We start from the raw sequence: 20,068 nt of genomic DNA, 5'->3' as shown, positions 1-20,068 counted from the left end.
GGCGGAAGTCTCGCACAGAAAGTGCTCAATTGGTGAGCACTTCACGTGGAATCGTCGTGTTCACGGCGGATCGACCGCCGGGAACATGAGGAGGAAGCCATGCTGCGAGGTCTCGCAAACCTCAACTTCGTCGCCGAGGACATGACGGCGGCCATCGAGTGGTATTCGGCCGTTTTCGGCGCCCCGCCGTACTTCGTGCGCCCCGAGGCGGGCAATCCGCAGTACGCGGAGTGGCGCTTCGGCGACGACGAGGACGAGTTCGCCCTGATGCACGCCTCCTACCGGCCGGCACTGGATGCCCCGGGCGGCGCACTGGTGTCGATGCACGTCGACAACATCCAGTCGGCGTCCGCCCGGCTCGTCGCACTCGGCGCGCGGACGTTCGATCCGGTCGTACAGCGAGGCGACGGCTGGTGGAGCGCCTCCGTGGCCGATCCCTTCGGCAACCTCCTCGGTCTCATCCAGAGCCCGCACTGGGCGGCCGCCCACCCGAACGGCGCCGCGTGAGCCGTATGCAGGGGCCCGGGCAGACGGCAGGCCCGCACCCCGTGCGGGGCGCGGGCCTGCCGGCGGGGTGGATTCAGTAGCGGTAGTGCGCGGCCTTGTAGGGGCCCTGGACGTCGAGGCCGAGGTAGGCGGCCTGCTCGCCGCTGAGCTCCGTCAGCTCCACTCCGAGGGCGTCGAGGTGCAGCCGGGCGACCTTCTCGTCGAGGATCTTCGGCAGCACGTACACGTCCTTGGCGTACTCGCCGGTGCCGTCCTTCGTGAAGAGCTCGATCTGGCCGATCGTCTGGTTCGCGAACGAGTTCGACATGACGAAGCTCGGGTGGCCGGTGGCGTTGCCCAGGTTCAGCAGGCGGCCCTCCGAGAGGACGATGATCGAGCGTGCGGCGGCGGTCCCCGCGTCGAGCACCCACTCGTGCACCTGCGGCTTGATCTCGACCTTGCGCACCCCGTCGATGGCGGCGAGCCCGGCCATGTCGATCTCGTTGTCGAAGTGGCCGACGTTTCCGACGATCGCCTTGTCCTTCATCTTCAGCATGTCGGCGGCCATGATGATGTCCTTGCCGCCGGTGGTGGTGATGAAGATGTCGCCCTGTCCGATCACGGAGTCCAGGTGCGCGACCTGGTAGCCGTCCATGGCGGCCTGCAGCGCGCAGATCGGGTCGATCTCGGTGACAACGACGCGGGCGCCCTGGCCGCGCAGGGCCTCGGCCGCGCCCTTGCCGACGTCGCCGTAGCCGCAGACGACGGCGACCTTGCCGCCGATGAGCACGTCGGTGGCGCGCATGATGCCGTCCGGCAGCGAGTGGCGGATGCCGTACTTGTTGTCGAACTTGGACTTGGTGACCGAGTCGTTGACGTTGATCGCCGGGAAGAGCAGCTGGCCGGCCTCGGCGAGCTGGTAGAGGCGCATGACGCCGGTGGTGGTCTCCTCGGTGACGCCCTTGATGCCAGGGGCCAGGCGCGTGAACTTCTGCGGGTCGGCCGCCAGCGACGCGCGGAGGCGGGCGAGCACGATCGTGTACTCGTGCGGGTCGTCCTCACCGGGCTCGGGCACGGCCCCGGCGGCCTCGAACTCGACGCCCTGGTGCAGGAGCATCGTCGCGTCGCCGCCGTCGTCGAGGATCATGTTGGGGCCGAGCGCCGGGTCCTTCTCGGCGCCGGGCCACGTCAGAATCTGCTCCGCGGTCCACCAGTAGTCCTCGAGGGACTCGTTCTTCCACGCGAACACGGGGACGCCGCGCGGCTCCTCGGGGCTGCCGGCCGGGCCGACCACGACGGCGGCCGCGGCCTCGTCCTGCGTGGAGAAGATGTTGCAGCTCGCCCAGCGCACCTCGGCGCCGAGCGCCACGAGGGTCTCGATCAGCACGGCGGTCTGCACGGTCATGTGCAGGGAACCGGCGATGCGGGCGCCGGCCAGCGGCTGCGCCGCGCCGTACTCGGCGCGCAGGCTCATCAGGCCCGGCATCTCGTGCTCGGCGAGGCGGATCTGGTGGCGCCCGGCCTCGTGGAGGGAGATGTCGGCGATCTTGTACTCGAATGTCATGGGGCCTCTTCCGTGGATGGGGTGAGAGAGGGAATCAGGATGCGGTCGGCGGCAGGAGCACGGGGATCCCGTCCTGCACCGGGTACGCGATGCGTTCGCCGTCGTCGTCGGTCCGCGCGGAGACCAGTTCGTCGCCGCGGCGTTCGAGCGTGGAACCGGTGACCGGGCAGCGCAGGATCTTCAGCAGGTCGGCAGAGATGTGGGACATGGCCCCAGTCTAGGTCGTCGGCTGCGCGCCGCGTGCCCCCGCGCGGCGGCGCGCGTCACACCGCGACGCGCGCCGGGGCTCTACTGGTTGGGTTCGCGCAGCATGCGCAGGCGCGGCTTCTCGCCCGGCTGCGGGGTACCGTCGACGCCGGCGTCCTCCGGCGGGGTCAGTGCCTGGCCCCACGTGCGGTGGTCCTCGTCCGCCGTCTCCGCCGCGTCCGACGGCGGCGCGGCGTTCTCGCGGCCGGGGGTTCCGGGCCGTTCGCTGACGGCGTCGGCCAGGGCGGAGAGTTCGTCGGGGGCGACGCGCGGGGCGTCGGGGATCTCCAGCCGCAGGACGTTCCAGCCGCGCGGCACCGTGAGGCGGCCGGCGTGGATCGCGCAGAGGTCGTAGCAGTGCGGCTCCGCGTACGTGGCCAACGGGCCGAGCACCGCCGTGGAGTCGGCGTACACGTACGTCAAAGTAGCGATGGCCGGCTGCTGGCAGCCCGTACGCGAACACAGACGATTTGATCCCACGAGCCCCCACCCTACCGCCTCCGGCGACGGAACGGTGGACCGGCACGGCGGGCGGGATAGGCTCGTCAGATGGGTTCATTCACGTTCGATTCCGGTCCCGAGCACCGCCCCGGCGGCGACCGGGGGTTCAGCCGGCGCCGGAGAAACAGGCACGGCCGCGGCATGCGGGGGCCGATGATGCCGCCGTCGCTGCCGGGGTCCAGGACGCGCCAGGACCGGTTCGAGGACCTGGTCGCCGAGTCCAGCATGCGGCTCGAGCAGCTGCAGGGCACGCGGGTGGCCGGGATCCAGTTCATGGTGTCCTTCGCTCCGGAGAAGGACGGCCTGGACCGGGCCGCCGCCCGTGGCGAGTCCCCGCCGCTGGGGCGCAGCCTCCGCGTCAGGCCGCAGACGGTCGACACGTCGGCCGGGGAGCGCGACGTGGCCGGGCTGCAGCAGATCGTCGTCTACCGGCAGCCCGTGGAGCAGCTCTCGCCCTCCCCCGCCGAACTGCCGGAGCTCGTCCACGATGTGGTGATCGAGCTCGTCGCCGAGCTGCTGAACCTCAGTCCCGAGCAGGTCGACTCGACCTACGGCCGCAGCAACCTGCGCGGACCCTAACGCGTGACGTCGACGGCGATGCTGCGCTGGCCCTCGCTCGCCCGCGGGATGGACGGGATGGAGATCCCGTTGCCACTCGCGAGCACGAGCTGCGCCCCGAAGACCGCTTCGCCGGAAGCGTCGATCAGGACGGCGACGGCGTCCGGTTCGAGGTCGTCCAGGGCGAAGGTCCTGGTCGTGGCACCGTCGAGCACGATCGTGGAGGCCTCGCCGATGCCGCCGTCGGCGGCGATCGGGCGCAGCGTCACCTCGGAGGCTCCGCCGGCCGAGCCGAAGACGAGATGGACGGGGGCCAGCTGCGGCACGGCCAGCAGGTGCTGGTTGCCGAGACGCTTGGCCGACGCCGCCCAGCCGAAGTCGAGTCCGGACTCCTCGGTGCCGCGCACCGAACGAGCACCTGCGACGACCGACTCGTCCGACTGCAGGGCGACCGTGTAGCTCCCCTCCCCCAGCCCGTCGAGCGGCAGCGTCGCCACGGAGTCGGCCGGCACGGTCACCGTCGCGCCGCCGGGCACGTCGACCTCGCCGCTCGTCCGGAAGATCCGCACGTTCACCTCGGCCTCGCGCGAGCCCGGATTCGTGATCTGCAGTTCGGGGCGGGCGTCGGCGACGTCGTCTGCGGGCAGGTTGGACTCCTCCGGCACCATGACGCCGGGGACCACCTGTGCGGGGCCGGCGGATTCGCCCGCCTCGAGGTACTCGACGCCGCCGGGGGTGAGCCCGCGCAGCACGGACTGCTGCACGACGGCGTTCACCGGTGCGCCCGTGGACCGGACGCGCACGCTGACGGAGGGGTCGTCGGCGATGAAGCCGGCGAGCACGATGTTCTTCGTCTGCCCGGGCCCGAGGACGATCCCGCGCAGGTTGCCCGCGTCGGCGCGGCCCGTCGAACCGACGACGTCGAGATTGACCGTCGCCGCCGAGGCGGACGGGTTGGCGAGCATCAGCAGGCCCGTCCGCCCCACCTCGGTGGAGGCGCCGGTGATCCACTGGTCGTTCGACGGCGGCCGGCACGTCGAGGCGGCGAAGCCGGCCAGGTCGCCGTCTTCGGCCTGGTAGGCGCGGCTCTGCCCGGCCAGGGACTTGAGCCCGCCGAGCGGCTGCGCGCGCAGGACGGCCCAGTCCGGTTCGTCCACGCCGCTGCGCACCGTGGCCCGCTGCCCGCTGTAGCCGTCGGCGCTTGCACCTGCCGCCTCCTCGGCCTCGGCCGGGTCGATCTGCGGGGCGAGGCGCTCGATGTCCTCGCCCTCCAGGGTCGTGATGGCGCTGCCGGGAAGTCGCTCGGCGGCGTCGCTGACCACGGCCGCCCGCAGTGCGGACTCGGCCGACTCCGAGTCGGCGGCGAACTGGGGATCGGTTCCCTCCGCCGTGCTGCCCTCCACCACGCGTGGCACCGGGGGGCAGGAGAACACGGCCTCGCCGGCCGGAACCTCGGACCGCGTGATGCCGAGGTCCCCGGCGGCGCTGGGCACACCGAAGATCCCCGCCGCGGCGACGCCGCCGCCGGCCCCGAGGACGAGCACGGCGCCGACGGAGCCGGCGAGGATCTTCTGGATCCGTCGGCGCTGGGCCCGCCGGGCGCGGCGCCCCTCGACGACCTCGGGGCCGCGCTGCGCGGCCCGGCTGGTGGTCTGCTCTGGTGCGTCGCTCATCGCTGCTCCTCCGGTGTCGTCGCGTCGGGCTGCGGTGCCTGCGCCTGCGGCTCGTCCTCGGCTGCCGACGGCTCGGCCGGCGCCTCGGCCGCGCCCGAGTCGTGCTCTGCGCCCGCTTCATCCGGTGCGGGCTCCGGCTCGTCGGCGATGTGGTCCGTGGTCCGCCAGCGCGGCTGCGCGAGCGCGGCCCGCCGCCGGGCGCGCACCGGCAGCACGAGGAGCACCGCGATGAGCAGCACCAGCCCCTGCAGGGTCGCGACCGGGATGGCCCACGGATCGGAGTACTCGACGGTCAGTTCGCCGGCCTCCGCCGGCAGCTCGAATGCCTGGGCCCAGCCGAGCGTCGTCGACCGCAGCGGGCGGCCGTCGTAGGTCGCCGACCAGCCCGTCGCTGCGCGTTCCGCGAGGACGACGCGCCGGCCGTCCGAGCCGCTCGGAACGTCCTGCGCGGAGACTTCGCCGCGTTCGGAGGCGATCAGGTGCCTGCTCTGCAGGTTGCGGTCCACGATCCGCACGCGGGCCGTGAAATCACCGGACCCCTCGGCGCCCGCCACCTGCACGGGCTCGACGCGCCACAGCCAGCCGGCGTCGGTCTTGCCCACGGAGGCCAGGCCCGGAACGACGTCGATCTGCGACGCGGCGTAGTCGCCCGAGGAGTCCACGTTGCGCAGCACCACGTAGTCGACGCCGAGGGCGCTCAGGTCCTCGCGCGGATCGATCGCCTGGCCGGACACGATCGAGGCGACGGTTCCGCGCAGGGCGGTGGTGGCGTCGTCGTCCTCCCTGCGCTGAGACTCGAGCACGGGCCCGAAGTAGCGATCCGCCTCCGCCACGGCCGAGACCGAGTCGAGAGTCGAGCCCGCCCCGCTCATGAGCGCGGTCTCCATGACCCCGCCCTCCCGCTGCGTGACGACGAGGGTGCGGGCCTCGAGGGGGCTCTGGCCGCGGTCGGCGGCCGTGGCCGGGAGGCTGCGCGGGGCCGTCGGGGCGACCTGCGACTCAGCGCCGTAGCCGGCGCTGCCGGCGATCCAGCCGGACCCCGCCACGAGCAGGGAGACGGTCGCGAAGACGCCGGCCGCGGACAGCCCGGCGCGGACGGCCCGCCCGGGACGGGCCGGGGCGGCACGGCCGGGTGCCGCGCGGAAGCGCAACTGGCCGGCCCCGACGGCCGCGGCCAGCAGCAGAGCCAGGACGACGCCGGAGACGAAGGGCCCCGTGAAGGCGGTGACGACCGCCCCCGAATCGATGCCCGTGGCGACCAGCTGGGCGGCGGTCGCCCCGGCCAGCAGAACCAGGACCGCGGCCATCGCACCGCGCGCGGTCCAGCCGGCGCGGTCGGGCACCAGCACGCCGACAACCGCCAGGACGAGGCCCGGCAGGGCCACGAGGACCGCCGCAACCACGAGCCAGGGCACGCCGGCCGGCAGCAGGTCAAGGCCGGCCGGGGGCGACGCGGTGTCGAGGTTGACGGGGAAACCGAGCAGCTGCTGCCACGACGGCGCGGCGTCGAACGCCTGCGGTACGCCGGGATCTGCCAGGAGGACCCGCAGGTTGGTGAACGCGGCGACGACCAGCCCGGCCATCACGGCCAGGGCCGGCAGCGGGATCCACCAGAGGGTCTTGGCGCGGCGGCCGGCGGACGCGCCGACCACGGCGATCAGGACGATTGCCGGCAGCAGGAGCGCCGGAGCGGCGGCGACGACGAGCGCGAGGGCCAGCCCCGCGCCGGCCGCGGCCGTCCACGAGACGGTTCCGGCGACTCCCGGCCGCGCCCCTGCGCGGTCGTCGTCGTCGAGGGTGCTCAGGCCGCGGCGGCGGGCGCCGCCGATGCTGCGGATCACGCCGAGCGCGACCAGCGGGGCCAGAACGTGCACGACGACGGCGCCGAGCCTGCCGCTGCCCAGCGCCACCTGCAGCGCGGGGGCGATCGCGTAGGCGACGGCGCCGAACATGCGGATGCCGCGGGAGCCGGTGACAGCGCCGAGGGCGAGCCACGCGAAGAGCGCGGCCAGCGGCATGGCCGCGAGGACGAAGACGGTGACGGCGGTGTTCGGGTTGGTGCCGCCCGCGGCCCCGATCAGGGTCAGGACGTAGTCGAAGGGGTCGGGCGCACCCGCGGTGCCGCTGCCGGTGGCCTGCCACCAGCCGGTCGCGTTGGCCCAGATCTCGCCCAGCCGTCCGGAGACGGGCAGGAGCGATCCGCCGGTCAGTGCCTGCGCGCCGATCAGGTGGCGCAGACCGAGGAGCGAGAGACCCACGGCGACGGCGACGGCGATCAGGGCGCTGACGGCGGGGCTGGTCCGGTTCGGGGTGGCCAGGGCCGCGAAGTCGTCGCGGTCGTCGCCCGAGGGGTTGGAGGCCTCGCTGTGCGCGATCGGCTCCTCGCCGGCGGGCTCGGGCTCGGACCCGGCGAGCAGGTGGCGCTTGTGCTCGCGCACGTCGCGGCGGCCGGTCATGAGCGCCGCGACCGCGGAGCGGCGCTGCTTGCGGGTCCGCGCGGCCGAGCGCCGGGAGGAGAAGAGGCTGACGGGACTCAGCACGGCCGCGAGCGAGGCGCCCAGCTGGCCGACCCCGTGGCCGGGGTCCTTCGTGACCAGCGCGGCCAGGAAGCGGCCGATGCCGCCGAGGACGGCGTAGACGGTGAGGAACGGGACCAGCGGCAGGGGCGCGTGCTTGAGCCGCAGGTAGACCTGCGACCGGCGCGCCGCGACCGGCCCGGTCAGGTGCTTGACGGCGTCGGAGACGTGGTACATCCGGGCCTGCGGCACGACGACCACGCGGTGGCCGGCGAGCCGGTTGCGCCAGCAAAGGTCGAGGTCGTCGCCGATCCCGGGCAGTGCGCGGTCGAAGCCGTCGAGAGCCTCCCAGGCGTCGCGGCGGATCAGGAGTCCGGCCGAATTGACGGCGAAGGAGTCGGAGCGGCGGTCGTGCTGGCCCTGGTCGAGCTCGTCGGGTTCGACCATCGTCAGGCGCTCGCCGGTCCGGCTCATGGACAACCCGACGTCGAGCAGGTGCCGCGGCCGGTCGGCGTCGAGCTGCTTGCAGCCGGCGATCGTCACGGACGGGCTCGCCTCGACGGCCTGGAGCAGCCGCTCCAGCGCGTCGGTTGCGGGCGCGGCGTCGTCGTGGATCAGCCAGATCCACTCGCCGGCGGGGTTCTCGGACGGTTCCGGGCCGGACTCGAGACCGGCCGCGACGGAGTGGCCGAAGCCGTGCGCCGACGTCGAGACGATCGTCGCGTCCGTGGGCAGGTGGGTGCGCAGGAGGTCGGCGGAGTCGTCGCGGGATCCGGCGTCGACGCCGATGAACCGGTCGACCGGGCGGGACTGGCGGGTCAGCGCCTCCAGCGTTCGGGGGAGGAAAGCGGCACCGTCGCGCGTCGCGACGACGGCGGTGACGCGGACGTGCTCGTAAATTAGACCGCTCGCTTCCGCAGGCGGCGGCGCTCGCGCTCGGAGAGCCCGCCCCAGATCCCGAAGCGCTCGTCATTGGACAGAGCGTATTCGAGGCATTCGGAACGCACGTTGCACGCGCCGCAGACCTTCTTGGCGTCGCGGGTCGATCCGCCCTTCTCGGGGAAGAAGGCCTCGGGGTCGGTCTGCGCGCAGAGTGCCTCGGTCTGCCAGCCGAGTTCGCCCTCGTCCTCCTCGTAGCCGAGCAGGTTGAGCCAGAGGCCGCGGTCGGGGGCGCTCTCGGCGTCCTTCTCGACCGGGAGCTCGCGCACCGGGGCGACGAGGCCCTCGGCGGGTTCGACGGCCGGCTCGGGCTCGTCGGCCTGGTGCGCGGCGAGGAAGGCGGTCGCCTGGTCCTCGAGCTTGAAGTTCGAGGCCTCTCGGAAGCGTTCCGCCGCCGCGTCGTCCGCCGGATCGAGGAACCAATCCGCGGGCACCCCTCGGGAGCCGTAGTGCTTGGAGGCCTGCGCCTGGCTGGTGTTGTGCTCGTGAATGCGTTCTGGTGTCCCCATTGTTGAGCCCTTCGACGTGCTGTTCGGCTGTACTTGCTTCTCGTATGTGCTGCTGGCGCACGGGGGCGCCTTGGCCATCAACTCGAGTGCGAGTCATGTCGTGAGAACGTATGAGGGAAGCTCATAAGTGTTCCACGGATCTAATTACACTTGTGTAACTCGCCTTCCGTCAAGCGGGCGGGTGATTTTATAGACCACATGACTGCGTGTCGTCGCACGCCACGCCGGGCGAAATGCCCGCCAGACCACGGTAGACGCTACTTCCGCGGATTCTCAGGGTTTTCACAGCATCACGAGGAGTTTTCCGATGTCGTCACAGAACAGTCCGTTGCACGGTGTCGAGTCCATCCTGGGTCCGCTGCGCGCCAGCGCCTCCCCCCTGCTCGTCTGGCACGGGGCCCCGGGCGAGCGCGTGGAGCTCTCCGGGCGGGTTTTCGACAACTGGGTCGCCAAATCGGCCAACCTCCTCGCGGAGGAGTACGACGCCGGCCCCGGCACCTCCGTCGCCTTCGCCGCCCCGGCCCACTGGAAGACCCTGGCCCTCGCCTTCGCCGCGTGGCAGCTGGGGGCCCGCGTGAGCGTCGTCGAGGCCGCCGAGGCGGCGGGCACGGCCGCCGACGTCGTGGTGACGGACGCGCCGGACCAGGTCGTCGCCGACGAGATCCTCGCCGTCGCACTCGGCTCCCTGGCCCTGGACTTCGGGGCGGAGCTGCCGGCCGGAGCCCTCGACTACGCCGCCGAGGTGCGCAGCTTCGCCGACGTCGCCTTCCCCGAGCAAGTCGCTGCCGACGCCGAGGCGCTGTCCACCAGCTGCGGCACGACGACGTTCGGCGAGCTGCTGGCCCCGGAGCGGGCCGGCGCGACCGGCACCGCGGCGTTCGTCGCCGACGAGCACGAGGCCTCCGGGGACGAGCCGGCGCTGGGCGCCGCGCTGCGCGCCGCCGTCGTGCTGTTCAAGCAGGGCGACGCCCTGGTCCTGTTCGGACGGGGCGTCGAGGCGAGCGAGCGGTTGCTCGCCCAGGAGCGGGCCGTCCGGCGCGTCTAGGCGCGCCGGACGGGACGTCAGGCGCCCCGGCCGCCTGCTGCGGGAAGGTCGGCCGCGGAGCCCTGCTCCTGGTGGTGCAGCAGCTCGTGGTCGTGGGCGAACTCCGGCTCCTCGTCCAGTTCCGCGGTGAACACCCAGAAGCGGTATGCGAAGAAGCGGAAGATCGTGCCGAGGATCAGGCCGACGACGCTGCCCGCGATGAAAAGGCTGGTGGTGTCCGTCAGGTGCAGCATGTACTTGGTCACCCACACGCAGGCCGCGGCGATGCCGAGTCCGATCGCGTTCATCACGAGGAACAGCACGAGCTCCCGGGCGATGTTCGCCTGGCGGCGGTGGCGGAACGTCCAGTAGCGGTTGGCGCCCCACGAGAAGAACGTGGCGACCACGCCGGCGACGATCTTGGCCTTGACCTCGGAACCGGTCATCGGGCCGCCCATGAGCCAGACGAAGATGCCGGTGTCGACGACGAACGCCGCCGCCCCGACGACGCCGAACTTCATGACCTCGCGCCAGAGCATCGAGACGAGGCCCTGGACGCGATCGACGAGTCCGTTGAACATGTTCCTCCACGCATTCGGTCGCCCGACCGGGACCCTGCCGCGGTGGGTGGACCATCGTGACAGCCGGAGGGCACGTTAGCGAACAGTCTAGGGGCGTCCACTGCACGTTTTCTGTGAATCCGGGCCGAATCCCCGGTGTCGTACGTCACCGGGCGGGCCCGGGCCGTCGCCTTCGGTAGGCTGGGCGGGTGAGTTTTCCTGTGATTGGCGTTGTCGGTGGTGGACAGCTGGCCCGAATGATGGCCCCGCAAGCAGTCCACCTTGGTTTCGATCTGCATGTCCTGGCCGAGGGCCCGAACGTGTCCGCGGTGAAGGCGGTGTCCTCCGCTCCCGTGGGCGACTACAAGGACCTGGAGACGCTGCGGGAGTTCGCCCGCGGCAAGGACGTGGTCACCTTCGACCACGAGCACGTGCCGAATGCGCACCTCCAGACCCTCATCGACGAGGGAGTCAACGTCCAGCCCCGTCCCGGCGCGCTCGTGCACGCCCAGGACAAGCTGGTCATGCGCCGCGCCATCGAGCGGCTCGGGCTGCCGAACCCGCGCTGGGCGGCGGTCTCCTCCGTGGCGGACCTCGTCGCCTTCGGCGACAAGGCCGGCTGGCCCGTCGTCCTGAAGACGCCCCGCGGCGGCTACGACGGCAAGGGCGTCCGCATCGTCGACTCCGCCGCGGCCGCCGACGACTGCGCAGACTGGTTCGACTCGGGTCGTTTCGACGCCCTCCTCGCCGAGGAGAAGGTCGACTTCTCCCGCGAGCTCTCGGCCATGGTCGCCCGCACCCCGGGTGGCGAGGCGAGCGCCTGGCCCGTCGTGCACACCATCCAGGTCGACGGCGTCTGCGACGAGGTCATCGCCCCCGCCGAGGAGCTCGACCCCGCAGTCGAGAAGGCCGCCCGCGAGGCCGCGCTGACGATCGCCCGCGAATTCGGCGTGACCGGGGCGATGGCCGCCGAGCTCTTCGAGACCCCCGGCCACGGCGCCGGGTTCGTCATCAACGAACTGGCGATGCGCCCCCACAACACCGGCCACTGGACGATGGACGGGTGCGTGACGAGCCAGTTCGAGCAGCACCTGCGCGCCGTGCTCGACCTGCCGCTGGGCGACACGACCCCGCTGGGCGAGCGCACCGTGATGAAGAACTACCTCGGCGGTGCGAACGAGGACCTCTACTCGATGTTCGCCGCCGCCCTGGCCGCCGAGCCACGCGCCAAGGTGCACGCCTACGGCAAGTCCGTGCGTCCGGGCCGTAAAATCGGGCACGTCAACGTCGTCGCCGAACCCGGGGAGACCATCGGGTCCCTCCGGGAGCGCGCGAACCGCGTCGCCGCCCTCATCCGTGACGGGCAGTAGGCACCTCCCGACTCCGCAGGCCGGCCACCGTCACCACGGCCGGTCCAACAACGAAGGATTGAGCATGAGCACCACGCAGCCACTGGTCGGCGTCGTCATGGGGTCCGACTCCGACTGGCCGACGATGCGACTCGCCGCCGAGGCCCTCGACGAGCTGGGCATCACCTACGAGGCCGATGTCGTCTCCGCGCACCGGATGCCGGAGGACATGATCGAATACGGCAAGGCGGCCCACGAACGCGGGCTGCGCGTGATCATCGCCGGCGCCGGGGGCGCCGCCCACCTCCCGGGCATGCTGGCCTCCGTCACCCCCCTGCCGGTCGTCGGCGTCCCGGTGCAGCTGAAGACGCTCGACGGCATGGACTCCCTGCTCTCGATCGTCCAGATGCCCGCCGGCGTCCCGGTCGCCGCCGTCTCGATCAACGGAGCCCGCAACGCCGGCCTGCTGGCGGCCCGCATGCTGGCCTCCGGCGAAGGCGATGAGGCCGCGGCACTGCGGTCGAAGCTCGTCGACTTCTCCGCCGACCTGCGCCGGATCGCCATGGACAAGGGCGCCGCACTCCGCGCGAAGATCGCCGAACAACGGCCGGTCGACGGGCGGTAGCCGGGACCCCATGCAGCCTTCAACGAACCCGCCGAACCCCGGCAGCCGTCTCACCGATCCCGTCCGCAACCCCGAGCAGGCGCCCGCCCCGGTCCGCACCAAGCGTGCGTTCTTCCTCCTGCTGCTGACGATCTTCGTGCCCGGCGGAGCCCAGGTGGTCGCCGGCAACCGCAAGGTCGGCCGCCGCGCCCTCGTCGTCACCCTGGCGTGCTGGGCCCTGCTGATCGTCGCCGCCGCGGTCTTCGTGCTCAACCGGGCGATTCTGATCTCGGTACTCGCCCGGCCGGGGATCCAGCTCACGCTCGCGATCGTGCTGCTCCTCCTGGCCGTCGGATGGCTGCTGCTGTTCGTCAACACCCTCGCGATCATCCGCCCGACCCTGCTGGCGCCGGGTGCCCGGGCCGTCCTCGTCGGCACCACGGTGCTCGCCCTCGTGTGCACCGCCGGCGCCCTCGGGTACAGCTCCTTCGTGCTCAACACGGGCCGCGACACGATCCAGAACGTCTTCGCCTCCGGCCCGGACATGGAACCGGTCGACGGCCGCTACAACATCATGGTCATGGGCGGTGACGCCGGCGAGAACCGCACGGGCCTGCGCCCTGACACCATGATGCTCTTCAGCGTCGACGCGGAGACCGGCAAGACCGCGGTCATCTCCTTCCCCCGCAACTTCCAGAACGCCCCGTTCCCGGACGACTCCCCCCTCAAAGACGTCTATCCGACGGGCTACGACTGCGGCGACGAGTGCATCCTGAACGCGCTCTACCCGACGGTCCAGCAGAACCACGCCGACCTCTACCCGGAGGGGGCCAACGCCGGCGCCGAGGCCATGATGGACGCAGCCGAAGGCATCACCGGGGTCGCGGTCCAGGGGTACGTCCTCGTCGACATGGCGGGGTTCGAGCAGTTCATCGACGCCATGGGCGGCGTCACCGTCCAGTCGGGCGGGTGGGTTCCCTTCCGCGGCCCGCCCCGCGACGACATGGTCGTGCGCACCCGCTGGTTCGAGCCGGGCGAGCTGAACCTGGACGGGGCGGAGGCCCTGTGGTTCGCCCGCTCCCGCTACTTCACCACCGACTACCACCGCATCCGCCGGCAGCAGTGCCTGCAGCAGGCGATGATCAAGCAGTTCAACCCGCAGACCGTGCTGACCCGGTTCGGCGACATCATGTCGGCCGGCGAGCAGCTGGTGGAGACCAACATCCCGCAGGACCAGCTCGGCAGCTTCCTGAACCTGGCGGACAAGGCCCGCGATACCCCGTTCGAGCGCCTCACCCTCGGCGCCCCCGATTTCGGCACGAGCGCGGACAGGTTCTCGACGTACCCGGACTTCGACCAGATCACCGCACGCGTCGACGAGCTCCTGCTCACGGCCTCCGGCGACGCCGAGGAGCCGGCACCCGAGGAGCAGCCGGAGCCCGACGACGACGGGGCCGCCGAGGAGGACTCGGCCGCGCCCGCCGAGGATTCGGGCTCCGGAGAGACTGCTGACGGCGGGACGGACGGCGGCGGTTCCCCGGAGGACTCGAGCGGCGCCGACGCGTCGAAGGAGTCGGAGGCGATCGAGAGCTGGGCCGCGGAGGCCCCGACCACGCAGCCGGACGGCTCGCCGCTCACCGAGGAGTACCTGATCTACCTGGAGCAGACCGGCCAGACCGGGCTCCTCGAGCTGATCGCGTCCAACAACAGCGAATGCACGACCTGACCGCTCCCCCGCACCGTGAGGACCGGCTCCAAGGAGGCGTTTTGTACCACCTCGAGAACACCGTCCGGGACTACGCGTGGGGGGACACGGATCTCATCGCCTCGCTGCTCGGCCGCGCCCCCTCCGGCGGCCCGGAGGCCGAGATGTGGATCGGCGCCCACCCCGGCGCCCCCTCGCGTCTGCGCGGCGCGGACGGGGCCCAGCACGACGGCGCCCCGCGCCTCGACGAATTCATCGCCGCCGATCCCGCCGCGCGCCTCGGCGAGGAGGCCGGCGCACGCTTCGGCCGGCTGCCGTTCCTGGCCAAGGTGCTGGCCGCCGCCGCCCCCTTGTCGCTCCAGGTGCACCCGACGCTCGAGCAGGCGCGCGCCGGCTTCGCCGCCCAGCAGGCCGCCGGCTTGGATCCGGCCGCGCCGGAGAGCAACTACAAGGACGACAACCACAAGCCGGAGATGCTTCTGGCACTGACCGAGCTCACGGCCCTCTGCGGTTTCCGCGAGCCCCGCGTCTCGTCCGCCCTCTTCGGCCGGCTGGCCGCCTCGCAAGGCCTTTCGGAACCGGCCCGCGGCGCCGCGGAGCGGATCCGCGCCCTCCTCGACGGGGGCGACCTGGCCGGCGCGTTCACGGCGCTGCTGGGCGGGCGCGAACGCGACGTCCCACCGCCCATCCGCGACCTGGTCGACCAGGCGCCGGGCGCCGTCGCACTGCTGCAGCCCGGCCCGCCGGACCTCGATCCCGGGCTGGCCGAGCTGGAATCGCTCGCCGGGCACTACCCGGGCGATCCGGGGGTGCTCATCTCACTGCTGCTGAACCACGTGACGCTGCGCCCGGGGCAGGCGATCGCCCTGCCGGCCGGGAACGTCCACGCCTACCTGCGCGGGCTCGGGATCGAGGTCATGGCCAGCTCGGACAACGTGCTGCGCGGCGGGCTGACGCCGAAGCACGTCGACGTCGCCGAGCTGCTCGCCACCGTGGACTTCCGTCCGCTGCCGGTCCCCTACGTCGAGCCGGTCGAGACCGAGTTCGGCCAGCGCGTCTACCGGCCCGGCTTCGACGAGTTCGAGCTCCAGGTCCTCGACGTGCGCCCCGGAGCGGACGTGCCCGTCGGCCAGCGCGGCCCCGCCGTCGTGCTGGTGACCGCGGGCGCGCTCGTGCTCGACTCGCCGACCGGCGACGTCATGGTCGACCGCGGCGAGTCCGTCTTCCTGCCCGCGACGGCGGCACCGGTTGTCGCGCGCCTGGCGCAGAGCGCCCGGACAGGGTTCGGAGACGACGACGGCGGCAGCGCCACAGCCTTCGCCGTGACCCTGCCGCCGCCTGCGGGATAGCCGCTCCGATCAGCGGGTGTAGGGCTCCCACTTGCGGGCCTGGTGCTCGCCGTCCACGAAGCGGATCGTGCCGGACTTGGAGCGCATCACGATCGACTGGGTGCGGATCGTGTTGTCCTTGTAGCGGACGCCGCGCAGCAGGTCGCCGTCGGTGATGCCGGTCGCGGCGAAGTAGCAGTTGTCGCTGGTGACCAGGTCCGTGGTCGTCAGGACGCGGTCCAAGTCGTGGCCGGCGTCGATCGCACGCTGCTTCTCCTCGTCGTCCTGCGGCCACAGCCGGCCCTGGATGACGCCGCCGAGCGCGCGGATGGCGCACGCGGTCACGATGCCCTCGGGGGTGCCGCCGACGCCCATCAGCGCGTCGACGCCGGTGTCCTCGCGGGTCGCGGCGATCGCGCCGGCGACGTCGCCGTCGAGGATGATCTTGGTGCGGGCGCCGGCCGCGCGGATCTCCTCGATGAGGCCCTGGTGGCGCGGGCGGTCCAGGACGCACACGGTGACCTGGCTGATCGGCTTGTTCTTGGCCTTGGCGATCAGGTGCAGGTTCTGCTTCGTGGGCAGGCGCAGGTCCACCAGGTCGGCGGCCTCGGGGCCCGTGACGAGCTTGTCCATGTAGAACACGGCGGACGGGTCGAACATGGAGCCGCGCTCGGCGACGGCCAGGACGGAGAGCGCGTTGTTGATGCCGAGGGCCGTCAGCCGGGTGCCGTCGATCGGATCCACCGCGACGTCGACCTCCGGCCCGCCGCCGCCGTTGCCGACGTGCTCGCCGTTGAAGAGCATCGGGGCTTCGTCCTTCTCGCCCTCGCCGATGACGACGACGCCGTTGAAGTTCACCGTCGAGAGCAGCGAGCGCATCGCGTCGACCGCGCTGCCGTCTGCCGCGTTCTTGTCCCCGAGGCCAACCCACGGGCTGGAGGCGATCGCCGCCGCCTCGGTCACGCGCACCAGTTCGAGTGCGAGGTTGCGGTCCGGCTCGGCGTCGCCGAGCGAGAGTCGTGGGGACAGTTGGGCGAAATTCGTGTCTTCAGTCACTACGGTCCTCGTCCTTGAGATAGGTTTGCGGGCGCTCCCCGCAGATTCGATCATATCGAGTCCGACCCGGCGTCGCCCACGCGGACGAGGATCAGTCACAATAGTTAAGTGAGTGACGAACAGCTTCCCAAGCCGATCCTGACCGAATCCCAGGCCAAGCGCGCCAACCAGTCCCTCAAGGGCATGGTGATCTCGGTGCTGCTCACCCTGGCGGTCGTGATCCCCGTCATGCTCATGAACCCGTTCAACCAGGAGAATAATTTCGAACCCGACGTGGACGTCTCCGCGGTGGCCGCCCAGGCGGCGCAGTCCGCGGATTTCGCGCCCCTCGATCCGGACATGCCCGAGGGCTGGTACCCCAACTTCGCCCGCTGGCAGGCCGGCAGCACGGACGGCGTCGCCTACTGGGAGGCCGGGTACGTGACGGACCAGGAGGGCTTCGTCTGGCTCAAGCAGACCGACGCCGCGAACCCCACCTGGATCGCGCAGCACGCCGAGTCCGCCCCCGTGACCGGACAGCGGCAGATCGGCGGGACCACGTGGGAGGAGCGCTCGGTGCGCGAGGACGACGGCGCGCCCCAGGTGACGCTTGTCGGCACCGTGGACGGGACGACTGTGCTGCTCTCCAGCGATTCCGGCCCCGAGACCCTCGAGGCGGCGGCGCTGGCCGTTCTGGAGCCGCGCTAGAGACGCGCAGTCACGGAAATCCGCGCACGGGCGGCCGGCCGGTAATCTGGGAGCCATGTCTGATGTGAAGAATACCGCGCTGACCCCCGCCGAGGCCTGGCAGCTCCTGCAGGAGGGCAACGCCCGCTTCGTCGCCGGCGACACCGCCCACCCGAACCAGAACGCCGCGCGGCGCGACGAGCTCGTGAACGCCCAGAACCCGTTCGCCGTCATCTTCGGCTGCTCCGACTCCCGGCTCGCCGCCGAGATCATCTTCGACGTCGGGCTCGGCGACGTCTTCGTCGTCCGCACCGCCGGTCAGGTCATCGACGACGCCGTGCTCGGGTCGCTCGAGTACTCCGTGGCCGTCCTCGACGTGCCGCTCATCGTGGTCCTGGGGCACGACTCGTGCGGCGCCGTGACGGCGACCCGCGAGGCCTACGACTCGGGTGTCATGCCGCCCGGCTTCATCCGCGACCTCGTCGAGCGCATCACCCCGAGCGTCCTGACCGCCGACCGGGCCGGCATCACCGACATCAACGAGACCGTCGTCGAGCACGTCAAGCAGACGACCGCCCGGATGGTCGAGTCCTCACGGACGCTCGCCGACGCGGTCGAGGCCGGCCGGACGGCCGTCATCGGCGTGACCTACCGTCTGGCCGAGGGCAAAGCGGAGCTGGTCTCCGGACACGGCTCCCTCTGACACCGGCGGCGTCGCCCGCGTCACACATCCGTGTGGGCGGCACCGCGGGACCCTGTGACGGGGCCTCTGGTGCCGCCCGCGCCGGCGGGTCTACGGTTGGGGCATGACCACCAGTGACAAGTACCGGATCGAACACGACACCATGGGCGAGGTGCGCGTCCCCGCCGACGCCCTCTACCGCGCGCAGACGCAGCGCGCCGTGGAGAACTTCCCCATCTCCGGAAAACGGCTCGAACGCAAGCACATCGAGGCGCTCGCCCGCGTGAAGAAGGCCGCGGCCGGGGCCAATGCGGTGCTCGGCGTGATCGACCGCGACGTCGCGGACGCGATCATCGCCTCCGCCGACCGGGTCGCCGCGGGCGAGTTCGACGCCCACTTCCCCATCGACGTCTTCCAGACGGGCTCGGGAACGAGCTCGAACATGAACACCAACGAGGTCCTCGCCGAACTCGCGACCCGCTTCCTGCAGGGCGCCGGCAGCAGCAAGAGCGTCCACCCGAACGACCACGTGAACGCGTCCCAGTCCTCCAACGACGTGTTCCCGACCTCCGTGCACGTCGCCGCGACCAGCGCCCTGACGGCCGACCTGATCCCGGCCCTCGAACATCTCGCGGTCTCGCTGGAGAGGAAAGCCGACGAGTTCGCCGCCGTCGTGAAGTCCGGCCGCACCCACCTGATGGACGCCACCCCGGTGACCCTGGGCCAGGAGTTCGGCGGATACGCGGCCCAGATCCGCTACGGGATCGAGCGCATCGAGGCCTCCCTGCCGCGCGTCGCCGAGGTCCCGCTCGGCGGCACGGCCGTGGGCACCGGCATCAACACGCCGGCCGGATTCGCAGCGAAGGCCATCTCCCTGCTCGCCGAGGACACGGGTCTGCCGATCACGGAGGCCCGCAACCACTTCGAGGCGCAGGCCAACCGCGACGGCCTGGTCGAGGCGTCGGGCCAGCTGCGCACCATCGCCTACTCGCTGATCAAGATCAACAACGACCTGCGGTGGATGGGCTCGGGCCCGAACACGGGGCTCGGCGAGCTGGCGATCCCGGACCTGCAGCCGGGCAGCTCGATCATGCCCGGCAAGGTCAACCCCGTGATCAGCGAGGCCGCGATCCAGGTCGCCGCCCAGGTCATCGGCAACGACACCACCATCGCCCTGTCCTCGACCAACGGCGCCTTCGAACTGAACGTCGGCATCCCGGTGATGGCCGCCAACCTGCTGGAGTCGATCCGGCTGCTGACCAGCACCACGCGGCTCATGGCGGACAAGATGATCGACGGCCTCGCCGCCAACGAGGAGCGCGCCCGCTTCCTGGCGGAGGCCAGCCCGTCGATCGTCACCCCGCTGAACAAGCTCATCGGCTACGAGAACGCGGCGGCGATCGCGAAGAAGGCGGTCGCCGAGTCGCTCACGGTCCGGGAGGCCGCGCTGGCCCTCGGCTTCGTGGAGCGCGGCGAGCTCACGGAGGAGCAGCTGGACGCGGCGCTGGACGTCACCACCATGACCGGGCCGAACGGGTAGCCGCTACCCGATGAGGAGGGCGGCCGCCGTGCCGACGATCATGAACGGCCCGAACGGGATCGACGACTTCGTGGTCGCCTTCTTCGCCGCCACCAGCACCCCCGCGTAGATGCCGCCGATCAGGAACGTGGCGAACGTTCCCAGCAGCAGGTGCTCCCAGCTGGTCAGACCCAGGTAGAAGCCGAGGACGCCGGACAGCTTCACGTCGCCCATGCCCATGCCCTTCGGCTGGATCAGGTGCAGCAGCAGGTAGACGCCGAACAGGATCCCCCCGCCCGCGAGCATCCGCCAGGCGTCGCCGCCGTGACCGGCGACGACGGCCGCCGCGCCGAGCAGTCCGGCGGCCACCGGATACCAGGGGCCGACGATCCGGTTGGGCAGCTTGTGGGTGCGGGCGTCGAGGATCGCCAGTCGGGTGCCGGTGAACACGTAGGCGACGACGGCGAGCGCCAGCAGCCACACGGCGAGGGGGCTGGGCGCGTACGCGGAGAACACGGAGACCATGCTGCTCACGCTACTGCACGCCCGGTGACGCCGGGACCTCGAGCGTTTAGGCTGTGGA

General features: G+C 71.7%; 19 protein-coding genes. 10 read left to right on the top strand and 9 right to left on the bottom strand.

Annotated elements, in window-relative coordinates:
• Nucleotides 1-99: 99 nt before the first annotated feature.
• Nucleotides 100-507 carry a VOC family protein gene (locus tag IE069_RS11410; RefSeq protein ID WP_189350597.1) on the top strand — a complete coding sequence of 136 codons (408 nt, stop codon included), beginning with the start codon at nt 100-102 and terminating at the stop codon, nt 505-507.
• Between the two features lie 73 nt (nt 508-580).
• Here IE069_RS11410 and ahcY read toward each other — a convergent pair whose 3' ends face one another.
• The 3 genes from ahcY to IE069_RS11395 form a co-directional block, all read right to left on the bottom strand.
• Nucleotides 581-2,050, bottom strand: coding sequence for an adenosylhomocysteinase (ahcY, locus tag IE069_RS11405; protein WP_189350595.1), 1,470 nt, complete (start codon nt 2,048-2,050; stop codon nt 581-583).
• Between the two features lie 34 nt (nt 2,051-2,084).
• On the bottom strand, nt 2,085-2,258 hold the full coding sequence (locus IE069_RS11400; protein WP_189350594.1) for a Trm112 family protein: 174 nt from the start codon (nt 2,256-2,258) through the stop codon (nt 2,085-2,087).
• A gap of 80 nt (nt 2,259-2,338) precedes the next feature.
• Nucleotides 2,339-2,776, bottom strand: a complete 438-nt coding sequence (locus IE069_RS11395; RefSeq protein WP_189350592.1) for a DUF3499 domain-containing protein — start codon at nt 2,774-2,776, stop codon at nt 2,339-2,341.
• A gap of 69 nt (nt 2,777-2,845) precedes the next feature.
• On the opposite strand from IE069_RS11395, the gene IE069_RS11390 reads away from it, so the two are divergent.
• A complete protein-coding gene (locus tag IE069_RS11390; RefSeq protein ID WP_189350590.1) occupies nt 2,846-3,376 on the top strand; it encodes a metallopeptidase family protein in 531 nt (176 codons plus the stop codon).
• On the opposite strand, the gene IE069_RS11385 is transcribed toward IE069_RS11390, so the two are convergent.
• The 3 genes from IE069_RS11385 to IE069_RS15660 form a co-directional block, all read right to left on the bottom strand.
• Complete coding sequence (locus IE069_RS11385) at nt 3,373-5,028, bottom strand: DUF5719 family protein (protein ID WP_189350588.1); 1,656 nt, start codon at nt 5,026-5,028, stop codon at nt 3,373-3,375. The genes IE069_RS11390 and IE069_RS11385 overlap by 4 nt on opposite strands.
• Nucleotides 5,025-8,375 (bottom strand): glycosyltransferase family 2 protein, encoded by a 3,351-nt coding sequence (locus tag IE069_RS11380; RefSeq protein WP_229791115.1) that lies wholly within the window; start codon nt 8,373-8,375, stop codon nt 5,025-5,027. The genes IE069_RS11385 and IE069_RS11380 overlap by 4 nt, the downstream gene beginning before the upstream one ends.
• Before the next feature lie 68 nt (nt 8,376-8,443).
• A complete protein-coding gene (locus tag IE069_RS15660) occupies nt 8,444-8,992 on the bottom strand; it encodes a WhiB family transcriptional regulator (RefSeq protein ID WP_229791103.1) in 549 nt (182 codons plus the stop codon).
• A 307-nt stretch (nt 8,993-9,299) separates the two neighbouring features.
• Between IE069_RS15660 and IE069_RS11370 the strand changes: the two genes are divergently transcribed.
• Nucleotides 9,300-10,037, top strand: a complete 738-nt coding sequence (locus IE069_RS11370) for a TIGR03089 family protein (RefSeq protein WP_189350586.1) — start codon at nt 9,300-9,302, stop codon at nt 10,035-10,037.
• Between the two features lie 17 nt (nt 10,038-10,054).
• Here IE069_RS11370 and IE069_RS11365 read toward each other — a convergent pair whose 3' ends face one another.
• Nucleotides 10,055-10,597 carry a GtrA family protein gene (locus tag IE069_RS11365; protein WP_189350584.1) on the bottom strand — a complete coding sequence of 181 codons (543 nt, stop codon included), beginning with the start codon at nt 10,595-10,597 and terminating at the stop codon, nt 10,055-10,057.
• A gap of 188 nt (nt 10,598-10,785) precedes the next feature.
• Here IE069_RS11365 and IE069_RS11360 point away from each other — a divergent pair, with 188 nt between their 5' ends.
• From IE069_RS11360 to manA, 4 genes are all read left to right on the top strand, one after another.
• A complete protein-coding gene (locus IE069_RS11360) occupies nt 10,786-11,946 on the top strand; it encodes a 5-(carboxyamino)imidazole ribonucleotide synthase (RefSeq protein ID WP_189350583.1) in 1,161 nt (386 codons plus the stop codon).
• A gap of 64 nt (nt 11,947-12,010) precedes the next feature.
• A complete protein-coding gene (purE, locus tag IE069_RS11355; protein ID WP_189350581.1) occupies nt 12,011-12,550 on the top strand; it encodes a 5-(carboxyamino)imidazole ribonucleotide mutase in 540 nt (179 codons plus the stop codon).
• 10 nt (nt 12,551-12,560) lie between these two features.
• Nucleotides 12,561-14,255 carry an LCP family protein gene (locus IE069_RS11350; protein WP_189350579.1) on the top strand — a complete coding sequence of 565 codons (1,695 nt, stop codon included), beginning with the start codon at nt 12,561-12,563 and terminating at the stop codon, nt 14,253-14,255.
• A 41-nt stretch (nt 14,256-14,296) separates the two neighbouring features.
• The gene (gene manA, locus IE069_RS11345; protein ID WP_189350576.1) at nt 14,297-15,583 is read left to right on the top strand and encodes a mannose-6-phosphate isomerase, class I; all 1,287 of its coding nucleotides are present in this window, start codon (nt 14,297-14,299) and stop codon (nt 15,581-15,583) included.
• A 9-nt stretch (nt 15,584-15,592) separates the two neighbouring features.
• Here the strand turns inward: manA and glpX are convergent, their stop codons facing one another.
• A complete protein-coding gene (glpX, locus tag IE069_RS11340) occupies nt 15,593-16,672 on the bottom strand; it encodes a class II fructose-bisphosphatase (protein WP_189350575.1) in 1,080 nt (359 codons plus the stop codon).
• Between the two features lie 54 nt (nt 16,673-16,726).
• On the opposite strand from glpX, the gene IE069_RS11335 reads away from it, so the two are divergent.
• From IE069_RS11335 to IE069_RS11325, 3 genes are all read left to right on the top strand, one after another.
• Nucleotides 16,727-17,305 (top strand): DUF4245 domain-containing protein, encoded by a 579-nt coding sequence (locus tag IE069_RS11335; RefSeq protein WP_189350573.1) that lies wholly within the window; start codon nt 16,727-16,729, stop codon nt 17,303-17,305.
• 55 nt (nt 17,306-17,360) lie between these two features.
• The gene (locus IE069_RS11330) at nt 17,361-17,987 is read left to right on the top strand and encodes a carbonic anhydrase (RefSeq protein WP_189350571.1); all 627 of its coding nucleotides are present in this window, start codon (nt 17,361-17,363) and stop codon (nt 17,985-17,987) included.
• 103 nt (nt 17,988-18,090) lie between these two features.
• The gene (locus IE069_RS11325) at nt 18,091-19,506 is read left to right on the top strand and encodes a class II fumarate hydratase (protein WP_189350569.1); all 1,416 of its coding nucleotides are present in this window, start codon (nt 18,091-18,093) and stop codon (nt 19,504-19,506) included.
• A gap of 3 nt (nt 19,507-19,509) precedes the next feature.
• Here the strand turns inward: IE069_RS11325 and IE069_RS11320 are convergent, their stop codons facing one another.
• Nucleotides 19,510-20,010: a prepilin peptidase gene (locus tag IE069_RS11320; protein ID WP_189350568.1), complete on the bottom strand. Its 501-nt coding sequence runs from the start codon at nt 20,008-20,010 to the stop codon at nt 19,510-19,512.
• Nucleotides 20,011-20,068: the final 58 nt, after the last annotated feature.

Source organism: Zhihengliuella salsuginis, assembly GCF_014651715.1.
Lineage (GTDB): Bacteria > Actinomycetota > Actinomycetes > Actinomycetales > Micrococcaceae > Zhihengliuella > Zhihengliuella salsuginis.
Note: the sequence above shows the minus strand (reverse complement) of the source record. Positions and strands in the feature narration are given on the sequence as shown.

What these genes read in the sequence shown, in the direction of transcription:
- IE069_RS11365 (WP_189350584.1), bottom strand. Translation starts at nt 10,597, where the DNA reads ATGTTCAACGGACTCGTCGATCGCGTCCAGGGCCTCGTCTCGATGCTC.
- IE069_RS11400 (WP_189350594.1), bottom strand. Translation starts at nt 2,258, where the DNA reads ATGTCCCACATCTCTGCCGACCTGCTGAAGATCCTGCGCTGCCCGGTC.
- IE069_RS15660 (WP_229791103.1), bottom strand. Translation starts at nt 8,992, where the DNA reads ATGGGGACACCAGAACGCATTCACGAGCACAACACCAGCCAGGCGCAG.
- IE069_RS11410 (WP_189350597.1), top strand. Translation starts at nt 100, where the DNA reads ATGCTGCGAGGTCTCGCAAACCTCAACTTCGTCGCCGAGGACATGACG.
- IE069_RS11320 (WP_189350568.1), bottom strand. Translation starts at nt 20,010, where the DNA reads ATGGTCTCCGTGTTCTCCGCGTACGCGCCCAGCCCCCTCGCCGTGTGG.
- IE069_RS11370 (WP_189350586.1), top strand. Translation starts at nt 9,300, where the DNA reads ATGTCGTCACAGAACAGTCCGTTGCACGGTGTCGAGTCCATCCTGGGT.
- purE (WP_189350581.1), top strand. Translation starts at nt 12,011, where the DNA reads ATGAGCACCACGCAGCCACTGGTCGGCGTCGTCATGGGGTCCGACTCC.
- IE069_RS11330 (WP_189350571.1), top strand. Translation starts at nt 17,361, where the DNA reads ATGTCTGATGTGAAGAATACCGCGCTGACCCCCGCCGAGGCCTGGCAG.
- glpX (WP_189350575.1), bottom strand. Translation starts at nt 16,672, where the DNA reads ATGATCGAATCTGCGGGGAGCGCCCGCAAACCTATCTCAAGGACGAGG.
- IE069_RS11390 (WP_189350590.1), top strand. Translation starts at nt 2,846, where the DNA reads ATGGGTTCATTCACGTTCGATTCCGGTCCCGAGCACCGCCCCGGCGGC.
- IE069_RS11325 (WP_189350569.1), top strand. Translation starts at nt 18,091, where the DNA reads ATGACCACCAGTGACAAGTACCGGATCGAACACGACACCATGGGCGAG.
- IE069_RS11385 (WP_189350588.1), bottom strand. Translation starts at nt 5,028, where the DNA reads ATGAGCGACGCACCAGAGCAGACCACCAGCCGGGCCGCGCAGCGCGGC.
- IE069_RS11350 (WP_189350579.1), top strand. Translation starts at nt 12,561, where the DNA reads ATGCAGCCTTCAACGAACCCGCCGAACCCCGGCAGCCGTCTCACCGAT.
- ahcY (WP_189350595.1), bottom strand. Translation starts at nt 2,050, where the DNA reads ATGACATTCGAGTACAAGATCGCCGACATCTCCCTCCACGAGGCCGGG.